12 protein-coding genes are annotated in these 13,926 nt (G+C 60.1%); 7 read left to right on the plus strand and 5 right to left on the minus strand.

Annotated elements, in window-relative coordinates:
• Window positions 1-112: 112 nt before the first annotated feature.
• On the minus strand, window positions 113-1,075 hold the full coding sequence (locus tag GKKCFE_RS12720; RefSeq protein WP_188250799.1) for a sensor domain-containing diguanylate cyclase: 963 nt from the start codon (window positions 1,073-1,075) through the stop codon (window positions 113-115).
• A 137-nt stretch (window positions 1,076-1,212) separates the two neighbouring features.
• On the opposite strand from GKKCFE_RS12720, the gene GKKCFE_RS12725 reads away from it, so the two are divergent.
• Entirely contained in the window at window positions 1,213-2,037 is an 825-nt protein-coding gene (locus GKKCFE_RS12725; RefSeq protein ID WP_047225756.1) for a helix-turn-helix transcriptional regulator, read from the plus strand.
• Window positions 2,038-2,065: 28 nt separating this feature from the next.
• Here GKKCFE_RS12725 and GKKCFE_RS12730 read toward each other — a convergent pair whose 3' ends face one another.
• Entirely contained in the window at window positions 2,066-2,653 is a 588-nt protein-coding gene (locus tag GKKCFE_RS12730; protein ID WP_047225755.1) for a LysE family translocator, read from the minus strand.
• Between the two features lie 201 nt (window positions 2,654-2,854).
• Here GKKCFE_RS12730 and GKKCFE_RS12735 point away from each other — a divergent pair, with 201 nt between their 5' ends.
• From GKKCFE_RS12735 to GKKCFE_RS12750, 4 genes are all read left to right on the plus strand, one after another.
• Entirely contained in the window at window positions 2,855-4,309 is a 1,455-nt protein-coding gene (locus GKKCFE_RS12735; RefSeq protein ID WP_445577934.1) for a TrkH family potassium uptake protein, read from the plus strand.
• A 66-nt stretch (window positions 4,310-4,375) separates the two neighbouring features.
• Entirely contained in the window at window positions 4,376-5,458 is a 1,083-nt protein-coding gene (locus GKKCFE_RS12740; protein ID WP_047225752.1) for a bifunctional transcriptional activator/DNA repair enzyme AdaA, read from the plus strand.
• Window positions 5,459-5,481: 23 nt separating this feature from the next.
• Window positions 5,482-6,099, plus strand: coding sequence for a DNA-3-methyladenine glycosylase family protein (locus tag GKKCFE_RS12745; protein ID WP_445577935.1), 618 nt, complete (start codon window positions 5,482-5,484; stop codon window positions 6,097-6,099).
• A gap of 191 nt (window positions 6,100-6,290) precedes the next feature.
• Window positions 6,291-6,779, plus strand: coding sequence for a GFA family protein (locus GKKCFE_RS12750; RefSeq protein WP_445577936.1), 489 nt, complete (start codon window positions 6,291-6,293; stop codon window positions 6,777-6,779).
• Between the two features lie 135 nt (window positions 6,780-6,914).
• Here GKKCFE_RS12750 and GKKCFE_RS12755 read toward each other — a convergent pair whose 3' ends face one another.
• Window positions 6,915-7,520 carry a tRNA-(ms[2]io[6]A)-hydroxylase gene (locus GKKCFE_RS12755; RefSeq protein ID WP_076384407.1) on the minus strand — a complete coding sequence of 202 codons (606 nt, stop codon included), beginning with the start codon at window positions 7,518-7,520 and terminating at the stop codon, window positions 6,915-6,917.
• A 159-nt stretch (window positions 7,521-7,679) separates the two neighbouring features.
• Between GKKCFE_RS12755 and GKKCFE_RS12760 the strand changes: the two genes are divergently transcribed.
• The gene (locus GKKCFE_RS12760; protein WP_047225748.1) at window positions 7,680-8,543 is read left to right on the plus strand and encodes a universal stress protein; all 864 of its coding nucleotides are present in this window, start codon (window positions 7,680-7,682) and stop codon (window positions 8,541-8,543) included.
• 27 nt (window positions 8,544-8,570) lie between these two features.
• Here the strand turns inward: GKKCFE_RS12760 and GKKCFE_RS12765 are convergent, their stop codons facing one another.
• On the minus strand, window positions 8,571-9,041 hold the full coding sequence (locus GKKCFE_RS12765; protein WP_445577937.1) for a DUF1289 domain-containing protein: 471 nt from the start codon (window positions 9,039-9,041) through the stop codon (window positions 8,571-8,573).
• A gap of 408 nt (window positions 9,042-9,449) precedes the next feature.
• On the opposite strand from GKKCFE_RS12765, the gene acnB reads away from it, so the two are divergent.
• Entirely contained in the window at window positions 9,450-12,050 is a 2,601-nt protein-coding gene (acnB, locus tag GKKCFE_RS12770) for a bifunctional aconitate hydratase 2/2-methylisocitrate dehydratase (protein ID WP_047225746.1), read from the plus strand.
• Between the two features lie 263 nt (window positions 12,051-12,313).
• On the opposite strand, the gene GKKCFE_RS12775 is transcribed toward acnB, so the two are convergent.
• Window positions 12,314-13,594, minus strand: a complete 1,281-nt coding sequence (locus GKKCFE_RS12775; protein WP_445577938.1) for a serine/threonine transporter — start codon at window positions 13,592-13,594, stop codon at window positions 12,314-12,316.
• Window positions 13,595-13,926: the final 332 nt, after the last annotated feature.

Raw genomic sequence — 13,926 nt, forward strand, 5'->3', positions numbered from 1 at the left:
CCACATTTTCCGAGTTGCTCATAGACTTCGGGCAAACCGCAAATCCCCTGTGGGAGCGAGCCTGCTCGCGATGACGAAGGACCTGCACACATAAGGGCTTGATGTGACGCCGTCAGCGCGAGCCAGCCTGTTTTTGAATGTACATCGCCTCATCAGCATCCGCCAAAAGGCTGTCGATGGACTGATGACGCTTCGGGTCATAGTCGATCTGGCCCACGCTGAAACGGATGTCATAGCCACGCTGCAACATCGCATTGCGCTCATCAAGGATTTCCCTGAGTCGCGCCATGATCGCCGAGGTTTCGACATGGGCAGAGCCGGTGAGCAGCGCCACGAACTCATCGCCACCCAAACGACCGATCACATCACTTTCGCGAAAGGCGATGCGTAGCACGTCGGCAAACGTTTTTAGTGCCGTATCGCCCTCGGCGTGTCCGAAGCGGTCGTTGATGAGCTTGAAGTCGTTGAGGTCGAAGAACAGCAGTGTTGCCGGACGCGACAGGCGCTCGCAAACGCTCAGCGCATGCTGGGCCAACGTCATGAAACCACGTCGATTGGACAGCAAGGTCAGTTCGTCCATGCTCGCCATCTGCACAGCAATCATTTCCTGCTCGGCCATGCTGGCCAAGTCGCGCAGCAGTTCGCGCTCTTCGTCATTGAGCTTGCGCGGCTTGGTGTCCAGCAAGCACAGGGTTCCAAGCTTGCTGCCGTCATCCAGTGCCAACGGCTGCCCGGCGTAGAAACGAATGCCGGGTTTATCGGTGACAAACGGGTTGTCGCGAAACCGCTCGTCCTGCTCCGCGTCGCAAACCTCTAGAATCTGATCCTGCAAAATGGCGTGTGCACAAAATGAAACGTCGCGTCCGGACTCACTGGCGTCCAGGCCCGCGTTGGACTTGAACCACTGACGGTTGGCATCCACCAGCGACACCAGCGCAATGGGCACATCGAACAAACGCCGGGCAAGGCGAGTCAAGCGGTCGAAGCGCTCCTCGGGCGCAGTGTCGAGCAATTTGAGCGAGTGCAAATTCTTGAGGCGAACGGCTTCGTTATCCGGTTTACCAGGCGCAAGCATCGGAAACTCCATAGAGAGGGCTTGTTGAAGTCTAGCCCAGGCCCTCTCCTCTTCAAACCGAACGGCCAAATCAGACAGGCATTTCTCGACGGGGCCGAATACACTGCGACACAGGTTCAAGACGAGGACGCCGACCGATGAAGCCCGCCCCCCATGATGCCGCCCCACGTTTCTGGCGTGATGCAGCGCTGCCCTTCATCGAAGCCCGGGGCATCGCCGATGGACGCAAGGTCTGCTATTCGCGTCATTCCCATGACCACTTTTCCATCGGGGCGATCACGGCCGGGCGCAGCACCTACCTGCATGAGCAATCGAATTTCCAGGTAGAGAGCGGTACGGTCGTATTGATGAACCCCGGCGATGTCCATGCGTGCAACCCGATCAATGATCAGCCATGGTCGTATGTAATGCTGTACGTCGACACCCAGTGGCTGACGGACTTGCAGCGCCGAATCGGCTTTGACGAGACCCTGGGTTTTCAGGGCTTCGCCACCACCCACAGCCGCGACATCGAGCTGTTTGCCGCCTTACAGGGTTTGTATGGACAACTGGTGGATGAGCGGATCGACATCGCCCGCAAACACGCCGCCGCCGAAGCGTTTTTCATCGACCTGCAACACCGGCTCAACCCTGCCGGGCGCCCGGATCGTGGCAGCCACCCGGGGTTGATGCGAGCGGCGCAGTTTATCCATGACCATTGCAGCGAGGCCTTGAAACTCGAAGACATCTGCGCCGCCGCACAACTTTCGCCGTCGTACCTGAGCCGGGCCTTCAAGCGCCATTACGGCATGACGCCCCATGCTTTCCTGGTCAATCGTCGGATCCAGTTCGCCCGTCGGCAGTTACGCGAAGGCAAGCTGATTGCCGATGTCGCACTGGACAGCGGGTTTGCCGACCAGGCGCATTTCCAGCGCGCCTTCAAACAACACCTGGCCGCCACCCCGGGCCAATATCGCGGTTGATACCCGACCCTGCTTTTGCGGGGATGGCTCAAGGCAACAACAAATACACCGCACTGACCACCAGCAACGCCGCCATCGTCCGATTGAACAGGCGCATGGTCGCCGGGTTGCCCAGCCAGACCCGCAGAAAACTGCCGGCATAGGCCCAGCAGCCCACCGAGAGATAACAGATCACCAGGTAGATAGCTGCAAACTGCCACACCAACCGCGCCTCACCATCGGCCACGAACGCTCCCATCCCGGCCACACAGGCCAGCCACGCCTTGGGGTTGAGCCACTGCATCAACGCGCCGTAAAACATCGACGGCGCCCGCTCCTCGTCTCCGGCGCCCAGCTGCCCGTTGTCCATCGCCAGTTTCCAGGCCATGAACAACAGAAAACCCACGCCCCCCAGTTGCACCACTCGCGTGAGGCCGGGCCAGCGCTGCAGCACTTCGTGCAACCCCAGCCCCATCAACACCAGCAGCAAGACAAACCCCAGGGTGGCCCCGGCCACGTGACGCAAGGTGGCACGAAAGCCGAATCGCGCCCCGGAACTGAGGGCGACTATATTGACCGGGCCGGGGGTGATGGACGCGACCAGTGCAAACGCCGCCATGGAAATAATCAGACTCATTGCATACCTTCTTCATGTCCGTGAGGTGGCGTTCAAGGTAAATTGCACGCCACTGGCGGTATTGAACAAAACTGCCCAATGACGACGATTCAGCGCGCGCCGTGCGAACAGGTGCTGTTTCGGGCTTTTTTTACGCAAACTTTACGCAGCGTCCGGTCAACGAAATCGATACTGGGCGGCTCATTCTTTCAGGCGTGTTTTATGTCCCTTGCGGCTGTGCGGTTTATCGGATTCATCCTCGGCATTTTCCTGATCACCCTGGCCGCGAGCATGGCAATCCCGCTTCTCACGCTGATGGTGTACGAGCGAAACGATGACCTCTCGGCGTTCTTGTGGTCGAGCCTGATCACCTTTGTCTGCGGCATCTTGCTGGTAGCACGTGGTCGACCGGAGCACATACAACTGCGTCCGCGGGACATGTACCTGCTGACCACTGCCAGTTGGGTGGTTGTCTGCACCTTCGCCGCCTTGCCGATGGTATTTATCCAGCACATCAGCTACACCGACGCATTCTTCGAGACGATGTCCGGCATCACCACCACCGGCTCGACCATCCTCACCGGCTTGGACAATGCCTCCCCGGGCCTGCTGATCTGGCGCTCGATGTTGCAGTGGCTCGGAGGGATCGGCTTCATCGGCATGGCGGTGGCCATCCTGCCGCTGTTGCGGGTCGGCGGCATGCGACTGTTCCAGACCGAATCATCGGACTGGTCGGAGAAAGTCACACCGCGCTCCCATGTGGCGGCGACCTACATCCTGTGGCTCTACTTAGGCTTGAGTGCCCTGGCCGCCCTGGCCTTGTGGCTGGCGGGCATGACACCTTTCGAAGCGATCAACCATGCGATGACCATGATTTCCACCGGAGGGTTCTCCACTTCGGATTCGTCCTTGGCCAACTGGTCTCAACCGGCCATCCACTGGATCTCGGTGATTATCATGATCGCCGGCGCACTGCCCTTCACCTTGTATGTCGCCACGTTGCGCGGGAACAAACGAGCGTTGCTCAGGGATCATCAGGTCCGTGGATTCCTCGGATTCCTGGTCATTACCTGGCTCGTGGTGGGCACCTGGCTGAGCCTGAACAGCGACTACGCCTGGCTGGACGCGGTGCGCATCGTAGCCGTCAACGTGACTTCGGTGATCACCACCACCGGTGTGGCGCTGGGTGACTACTCGCTATGGGGCAGCTTTGCCCTGCTGCTATTTTTTTACCTGACGTTTGTCGGCGGTTGTTCGGGATCCACCTCCGGCGGGCTGAAGATTTTTCGTTTTCAGGTGGCCGGCGCCTTACTGATGGGCAGTTTGAAACAACTGATCCATCCGCGGGCGGTGATTCAGAAAAAATACAACAAGCACCCCATCGACGAAGAGATCGTCCGTTCGTTGCTGACGTTTTCTTTTTTCTTCACCATTACCATCGGCGCTATCGCCCTTGGGCTTGCGCTGATCGGCCTGGACTGGACGACGGCCCTCACCGGTGCCGCCACTGCCGTGTGCAACGTAGGGCCAGGACTGGGCTCGATCATCGGACCGGCCGGCAACTTCTCCACCTTGCCGGATGCGGCCAAATGGCTGCTGACCATTGGCATGCTGCTGGGTCGTCTGGAGATTCTGACCGTGCTGGTGTTGTTCACGCCGGTGTTCTGGAAGTATTGAGGCGGATGAAAATTCACTGTCGATTTTCCGGTGGAGCCATTCCGGGCCTGGCTCTATGCTCCTCCCATGAACCTACACGACTCGCTGCTCCCACCCCATGCCGAGATGGTCCGCGCCATGCTCGAACGAGACACCGCCTACGAGGGGGTGTTCTTCACGGCGGTCAAGACCACCGGCATCTTCTGTCGCCCCAGCTGTACGGCGCGCAAGCCGAAGCCGGAAAACGTCGAATTCTTCGCCCACGCTGACGAAGCCATGTCGGCCGGATATCGAGCCTGTCTGCGTTGCAAGCCGCTGGATGCCGCCGCCATCGCGCCCGCCTGGATCCAGGCGCTGCTCAAGGCGGTGGACGCCGAACCCGACCTGCGCTGGACCGACGCCTTGTTGCTGGAACAAGGCATTGAACCGCTGAAGCTGCGGCGCTGGTTCAAGCAGCATTTCGGCATGACTTTCCATGCCTACCTGCGCACCCGACGGCTGGGCATCGCCCTGGGGGGCATCAAAGAAGGGATTTCCATCGACAATGCGGCCTTTGACTCAGGCTACGAGTCCCTGAGCGGATTTCGTGACGCCTTCGTGAAGTCTTTCCACATCACACCGGGCCGCGCCGCCCACAGCGAACCCCTGCTGTTCACCCGCCTGACAACGCCACTGGGGCCGATGCTGGCCATGGCCGAACGGCGCGGCCTGGTGTTGCTGGAGTTCCTCGACCGCCCGGCCCTGACCCGGGAAATCGAAGAGTTGCAACAACGCTACGGCTATACCGTCGCCCCGGGGCACAATCCCCACTTGCAACAGATCGAAACCGAACTGGCCGACTATTTCGCTGGGAAGCTCACCTCGTTCAGCGTGCCGCTGCACATGCCCGGCAGCGCCTTCGCCGTCCGGGTCTGGGCTGAACTGGAAAAAATCCCCTACGGCGAAACCCGTAGCTACGGCAACATCGCCACTGCCCTCGGCAGTCCTGGTGCCAGCCGTGCGGTGGGACTGGCCAACGGCCAGAATCGCCTGGCCATCGTCATCCCCTGCCACCGGGTGATCGGTGCGGATGGCTCGTTGACCGGCTATGGTGGCGGGCAGCCACGCAAGGCTTTTCTGTTGCGGCTGGAAAAAGCCGCGGTGCAGGTGTCCCTGCCACTGGCATTCTGATCAGCCCGCCGAGTGAACACCTGATGCCTGTCCCGTACCACGATGCGAGCACCTTTCTGGCAAGCCTCGACGAAGACTGGCGCCGTCATGTCGAGACGATCGGTCCTTGTCTGCTGCAACCCAAACCGGCCCGCGACCCGTTTGAAGCACTCGTCCGGGCGATTGCCTATCAACAATTGCATGCTAAAGCCGGCGATGCGATTCTCGGTCGTTTTCTGCGGCTGTTTCCGGGAGCGATATTCCCCAGGCCTGAGCAGATCCTGGCGACTGACTTCCAACAGATGCGCGACTGCGGATTTTCCGCCAGCAAGATCGCGACCATACAGGGCATCGCTCAAGCGACGCTGGACGAGGTGGTGCCGGACTACCCCGCGGCGCTGGCCATGGATGATGAGGCCTTGATCGAACGCTTGATCACCCTGCGCGGCGTCGGACGCTGGACCGTGGAGATGCTGCTGATCTACAGCCTGGAGCGACCCGACATCCTGCCGGCGGATGACTTTGGAGTGCGTGAGGGGTATCGGCGGCTCAAGGGTTTGGACGTCCAACCGACGCGCAAACAGATGGTTGGGATTGGACAGGCGTGGAGCCCACATCGGACGGTGGCGGCGTGGTATTTGTGGCGGGTGCCCGGTCGCTAGAGCGCGTCATCGTTCATCGCGAGCAGGATCGCTCCCACAGGGATTTCGGTGTTTGTGTTCACTGAAGATCAAATGTGGGAGCGAGCCCGCTCGCGATGGCTGCCGCATGGCCGGCCTGAATTCAGCTGTCAAAAAATGCCGACCGTCTAGGCTGTCCTGAGCCACTTCCCAATTGCCAAGCGGAGGTTCTCATGCAGCTCGAAGGATCCTGCCATTGCGGCGCGGTGTCGTTCAGCCTCGACAGCGCCCACCCCTACCCTTATCAGCGCTGCTACTGCTCGATCTGTCGCAAGACCCAGGGTGGAGGCGGCTTTGCGATAAACCTGGGGGGCGATGCCCGGAGCTTGAAGGTACGCGGTCGCAAGCACATCTCGATCTATCATGCGCGGTTCAAGAATGACGGGGATAAACGCGCCCACCGCAGCAGCGCCGAACGGCATTTCTGTTCCCTTTGCGGTTCAGGCTTGTGGCTGTTCAGCCCCGAATGGCCTGAGCTGATCCACCCGTTCGCCTCTGCCATCGACACGCCGTTGCCGATACCGCCTGAGCACACCCATCTGATGCTGGGCTCCAAGGCGCCATGGGTGGAAGTCGAGGCGCACGCCGGCGATCAGCAGTTCGAGGTCTATCCCCAGGAGTCCATTGCCCAATGGCATGAGCGCCTGGGTTTGAGCGATTAAGGATGTAGAGCTGCGTGAGGCCTCATCGCGAGCAGGCTCGCTCCCACAGGGATTTTCGGTGTACTCATTACTTGTGTTCACTGAAGATCAAATGTGGGAGCGAGCCTGCTCGCGATGGCGTCAGGGCAAACAGCCCTATACCGCAGGCACACCACTGTGGAAGCGAAACTCCACATCCGGCGATTCAATCAGCGCCTGCTCGGCGTCACGAACCTTGTCGATCACCTGGGCGATGTCCTTGGCGTCGCCATACTGGTAGGCCAGTTTCAGGTAGCCCTGGAAATGCCGGGCTTCGCTTTTGAGCAAGCCGAAATAGAACTTGCCCAATTCTTCGTCCAGGTGCGGCACCAGGGCCTCGAAACGCTCGCAACTGCGGGCCTCGATGAAAGCGCCGACCACCAAAGTGTCCACCAGTTTGACCGGTTCGTGGCTGCGGACCACTTTGCGCAGCCCCGAGGCGTAACGCCCGGCAGAGAGCTGGCGCAAGCCGACCTTGCGTTTTTTCATCAGGCGCATCACCTGTTCGTGATGCACCAGTTCTTCCCGGGCCAGACGTGACATCAGGTTGATCAGGTCAACGTGGGAGTGGTATTTGGCGATCAGGCTCAGGGCGGTGCTGGCGGCCTTGAATTCGCAGTTCTTGTGGTCGATCAGCAGCGTCTCCTGGTCGGCCAGCGCCGCCTGGACCCAGGCATCGGGAGTGCGGCAACCAAGGAATTCATGAATTTCGGGAAGGATCATGGGGCTCACGGAAAAAGAGAGTCGAGCGAAGGGCGCCGATTATACCGGCCTGCCTCCAGACCACCAGCCACCGCCGTTGATATGCATCAAGTCGACGACTGCCATACAACAACTATAGTTGAGCAACGCCATGCCTTTTTATTGCTGGAGACACCGATCATGCAAGCCATTCGCAGCATTCTGGTGGTCATCGACCCCGAACATTCGGAAAGCCTGGCGCTCAAGCGCGCCAAGCTGATTGCCGGTGTCACCCAGGCCCACCTGCATCTGCTGGTGTGTGACAAGAAGCATGACCATGCCGGCATGCTCAGCGTGCTGAAGGCCGCGTTGCTGGCCGACGGCTACAGTGTCACCACCGAACAGGCCTGGAACGAAAGCCTGTACGAAACCATCATCGACGTACAGCAGGCCGAAGGTTGCGGCCTGGTGATCAAGCAACATTTTCCCGACAGCCCGCTGAAAAAAGCCCTGCTCACCCCGGCGGACTGGAAATTGCTGCGCCATTGCCCGACCCCGGTGCTGCTGGTGAAAACCGCCGGTTCCTGGAAAGACAAAGTGATCCTCGCCGCCGTCGACGTGGGCAATGCCGACGGCGAGCACCGCCACCTGCACTCCACCATCATCGATCACGGCTACGACATTGCCATCCTGGCCAAGGCGCACCTGCACGTGATCAGCGCCCATCCCACACCGATGCTGTCCTCCGCCGATCCGACGTTCCAGCTCAAGGAAACCATCGAGGCCAAATACCGCGAACAATGCCGGGCGTTCCAGGCTGAGTTCGACATCGACGACCAACACCTGCATATCGAAGAAGGTCCGGCGGACGTCCTGATTCCATACATGGCGCGCAAGCTGCAGGCAGCGGTGACAGTGATCGGCACCGTGGCGCGTTCCGGGTTGTCAGGGGTCTTGATCGGCAATACCGCCGAAGCGGTGCTCGACACGCTGGAAAGCGACGTGCTGGTGCTCAAACCGCAGGAGGTCGAGGATCATCTGGTGGAGCTGGCGGTCAAGGACTGACACCCCTCGCCACAAAAGCCATCTCCTTCAGCCGCCAATGGCATCCTTCAGGAACCCCGGCGCGATGTAGCGCTGGTAATGGGCTTCGGACAGCAGGAAGAATTCCCGATCAATGGCGTCGCGCAGGTCCGGCAGGTCCCAGTCGCGAAATTCGGGCATCAGCACCATGCCGTAGGCTTCCAGGTTGTTGATCACCCGCGCGCCACGGGCGATCAATTGATAAGCCCAGCAATATTCCGACTGGTGCGGCACAAAACGAATCTTGCGTGTTTCCAGTTGCTGGCGCAGCAGCGCAGGATCAAAAACCTCCAGCTTGGCCACCATTACCTGGACCAGCAACTGCTCAAGCCGCATCCACACCGCGCGTTTCTCGTCCTCGTTATAGCCGTTCCAATGAACCACTTCATGGTGGAACCGCTTGCAGCCACGGCACACCAGGTCACCGTAGACAGTGGAGCAAAGGCCGACGCAGGGGGTCTTGATGAGCTGGTTGGGCATAAGGAAAAACACACGTAAAAGCAGGACAGGCCGGCATGTTAGCCCTTTGTCTAAGATTGATCACCCCTCAAACTTCAGGGGCCAACTTACGTTTATTTTTTTTTTGCCGTAGAATCAGCCAGCCTTTTAAGGCGCCAATGTCCGTTAGAAGCTGTTTTCAAAGCGTCACGAGCACAGTCGTTCCTTCAGAGCGGTGTTGGCCGAGGGTCTTTCCAGCGGGGAAAGCCCAACGCCAACCCTCATCAGCTCCCCGTTCTGCAGGCGTAAAACTTTGAAAGCAGCTTCTGTGAGGAACTCGCGGAAACTCTGGCGTGGTGGCTCAAAAAGCCTCCGACGCGCATGAGTACCGTGGGTTTCTGGATGAGCGTCCCGGACACCCATTTGGGACCACTGATGAGGGTAATAACTGTGCTTGAAGCCTACCGCAAACATATCGAAGAGCGTGCAGCACTGGGTATCGTTCCCCAGCCGCTTAACGCCGAACAAACCGCAGGCCTGATCGAGCTGCTGAAGAATCCTCCGGCTGGCGAAGAAGCTTTCCTCGTTGACCTGATCACCAATCGCGTTCCGCCTGGAGTCGACGAAGCCGCCTACGTGAAGGCCGGTTTCCTGTCCGCCCTGGCCAAAGGCGAAGCCCAATCCCCTCTGCTGGACAAGAAGCGCGCCGTTGAACTGCTCGGCACCATGCAGGGCGGCTACAACATCGTAACCTTGGTGGACCTGCTGGACGACGCCGAACTGGCGCCCGTTGCCGCCGAAGAACTCAAGCACACCCTGCTGATGTTCGATGCCTTCCACGACGTGGCTGAAAAAGCCCGCAATGGCAACGTTCACGCCAAGGGCGTGCTGCAATCCTGGGCCGACGGCGAGTGGTTCAAGAACCGCCCCGTGCTGGCCGACAAGATCAGCCTTCGGGTGTTCAAGGTTACCGGCGAAACCAACACCGACGACCTCTCCCCGGCTCCTGACGCCTGGTCCCGCCCGGACATCCCACTGCACGCCCTGGCCATGCTGAAAATGGCCCGTGACGGTATCGTGCCGGATGAACAAGGCAAGACCGGCCCGATGAAGCAGATCGAAGAGATGCGCGGCCAGGGCTTCCCGATCGCCTACGTCGGTGACGTGGTCGGTACCGGTTCGTCGCGTAAATCAGCCACCAACTCGGTGCTGTGGTTCTTCGGTGACGACGTGCCTTACGTGCCGAACAAGCGCGCCGGTGGTTTCTGCTTCGGCAGCAAGATCGCCCCGATTTTCTACAACACCATGGAAGACGCCGGCGCCCTGCCGATCGAATTCGATGTGTCCAACATGCACATGGGCGACGTGATCGACCTGTACCCGCATGCTGGCAAAGTCTGCAAGCACGGCACTGATGAAGTCCTGGCCACCTTCGAAATGAAGACCCCGGTCCTGTTGGACGAAGTGCGTGCCGGCGGCCGTATCCCGCTGATCATCGGTCGCGGCCTGACCGAGAAGGCACGTGCCGAGCTGGGCCTGCCCGCTTCGGACCTGTTCAAGAAGCCGGAAGCCCCGGCCGAAAGCACCAAGGGTTTCACCCTGGCGCAGAAAATGGTCGGCAAGGCCTGCGGCGTGACCGGCGTTCGTCCGGGCACCTACTGCGAGCCGAAGATGACCACCGTCGGTTCCCAGGACACCACTGGCCCGATGACCCGCGACGAATTGAAAGACCTGGCGTGCCTGGGCTTCTCGACCGATTTGGTGATGCAGTCCTTCTGCCACACCGCGGCCTATCCAAAGCCGATCGACGTGACCACCCACCACACCCTGCCTGACTTCATCATGACCCGTGGCGGCGTATCCCTGCGTCCGGGCGACGGCATCATCCACAGCTGGCTGAACCGCATGCTGCTGCCGGACACCGTCGGCACCGGTGGTGACTCCCACACCCGTTTCCCGATCGGTATCTCGTTCCCGGCCGGTTCTGGCCTGGTGGCGTTCGCCGCCGCCACTGGCGTCATGCCGCTGGACATGCCGGAATCGATCCTGGTTCGCTTCAAGGGCAAGCTGCAACCAGGCGTCACCCTGCGTGACCTGGTTCACGCCATCCCTTACTACGCGATCCAGAAAGGTCTGTTGACCGTCGAGAAGAAAGGCAAGAAGAACGCCTTCTCCGGCCGCATCCTGGAAATCGAAGGCCTGGAAACCCTGACCGTCGAGCAAGCGTTCGAACTGTCCGACGCCTCGGCCGAACGTTCGGCTGCCGGTTGCACCATCAAGCTGTCCAAGGAATCGATTGCCGAATACCTGCAATCGAACATCACCCTGCTGCGCTGGATGATCGGCGAAGGCTACGGCGATGCCCGCACCCTGGAGCGTCGTGCCCAGGCGATGGAAGCCTGGCTGGCCAACCCGGAACTGCTGGAAGCCGACAAGGACGCCGAATACGCCGAAGTCATCGAGATCGACCTGGCCGACGTCAAGGAGCCTGTGCTCTGCGCACCGAACGACCCGGACGATGCCCGCCTGCTCTCCAGCGTCGCTGGGCAGAAGATCGACGAAGTGTTCATCGGTTCGTGCATGACCAACATCGGCCACTTCCGCGCTGCCGGTAAGTTGCTGGAACAGGTCAAGGGTCAGTTGCCAACCCGTCTGTGGCTCTCGCCGCCGACCAAGATGGACGCTCACCAGCTCACCGAAGAAGGCTACTACGGCATCTACGGCAAGGCCGGTGCACGGATGGAAATGCCAGGCTGCTCGCTGTGCATGGGTAACCAGGCACGCGTGGAACCGAACTCCACTGTGGTATCGACTTCGACCCGTAACTTCCCGAACCGTCTGGGCGACGGCGCGAATGTCTACCTGGCTTCGGCCGAACTGGCATCCGTGGCGTCTATCCTGGGTCGCCTGCCGACCGTCGAGGAGTACATGGAATACGCCGGCAAGATCGACAGCATGGCAGCGGACGTGTACCGCTACCTGAGCTTCGACCAGATCGCCGAGTTCCGTGAAGCGGCTGCCAATGCCAACATCCCGGTCGTTCAAGCCTAAGGCTTCAACGCTCGACTAAAAACGCCGCCCTTCTTGCGAGGGGCGGCGTTTTTTTATGCCTGGGATTTCGATGCAAGCTGGCAGGCCGCTATCGCGAGCAAGCTCGCTCCCACAGGGGACTTTCGGTGGATGCGATGCCTATGAACACCTCGGACACACTGTGGGAGCGAGCTTGCTCGCGATGGCGACCGGATAGCCAGCATCCATGCCAACTGAACCACCGCTTTCGCGAGCAAGCCCGCTTCCACAAGGGGGCTGTGTTATCAGGCCATTAGGGAGTAGACCAACGCAGTAATCGCCACCAACCCCACCAGCGCGACAAATACATTGGACGCCTGGCCGCGGTAACGGGCCATGGCCGGGACCTTTTGGATGGCGTACATCGGCATCAGGAACAGGATCGCCGCGATTACCGGGCCGCCCAGGGTTTCGATCATGCCCAGGATGCTCGGGTTAAGGGTGGCGACGATCCAGCACACCACCAACATGAACGCCGCGGTCAGACGGTCCAGGGTCTTTGCCGCCGGACGCCGACCGCTCTTGACGATCAGGCCCTTGAGGCCTTCGCTGGCGCCAATGTAATGCCCCAGGAAGGACTTTGAGATCGCCACGAACGCAATCAATGGCGCGGCAAAAGCGATGGTCGGATTGCTGAAGTGGTTGGCCAGGTACGACAGGATCGACAGATTCTGCGCCTTGGCCTCGGCCAGCTGCGACGGGGAAAGCGTCAAAACGCAACTGAACACAAAGAACAGCACCATCACCACCATCAGCACATGGGCGCGCGAGAGGATCTGCGAGCTGCGCACTTCGGCGTTATCGCCATGGCGACGCTTCTGATCCACCGCAAACGCCGAGATGATCGGCGAGTGGTTGAACGAGAACACCATCACCGGAATCGCCAGCCACAAAGTATGCAGCAGCGCCGAAGGTTCAGGCAGCGTGGACGCTGTGGTCAGAATGCCACCGTTCCAGTGCGGGATCAGAAACACCGCCAGGAACAGCAACGCTACGATAAACGGATAGACCATCAGGCTCATGGCCTTGACGATCGCCTGCTCCCCGCAGCGCACCACTGCCAGCAAACCCAGGATCAACACCAGCGACAGCACCACCCGAGGTGGCGGCTGGATATGCAGTTGATGCTCCAGGAAGCTGCCCACCGTATTGGTCAGCGCCACGCTGTAGATCAGCAGGATCGGGAAAATTGCAAAGAAGTACAGCAACGTGATCAGTGCACCGGCCTTGATACCGAAATGCTCCTCCACCACGTCAGTGATGTCCGCGCCTTCACGGCCGGACAACACGAAACGGGTCAGCTCCCGGTGGGCGTAGAACGTCATGGGAAAGGCTAGCAACGCCAGGATCAACAACGGCCAGAAACCGCCGAGGCCGGCGTTGATGGGCAAAAACAAAGTACCTGCACCGATGGCGGTGCCAAACAGGCCCAACATCCAAGTAGTGTCATGCCGCCCCCACTGGCTGAGCGTAGCTGGGGCTGTCGTTTCAAAGCGTTCTTCGACGCTAGTGGCCTGATCATTCATCCGGTCGGATCTCCGCATTCCGGTCACATGCACCCGACCAGGACGAGTCGGAAAACCCCGACAGGCAGCGCCCTGGCCGAAACAGGGGCGCGATTGTCCGGGATTAACGAGCAGAAGCAAAGACTTAGCTGAGGAGCGGTTGTGAGGACGGTGCATCTGCGGCAAATAACGCCGGGGAATGAAGCCGCCGACCTATCGCCTTTTTGCGCCAACTCCTACACTCAGAACAGATGAAACAGCTACCAGCGCAGGATAAGCCATAATGCACAAAACCCTGTGGGAGCGAGCCTGCTCGCGATAGCGATGGAACAGCCAGCCATGGTATTTCCTGA

It is taken from the genome of Pseudomonas sp. E141, assembly GCF_052659885.1.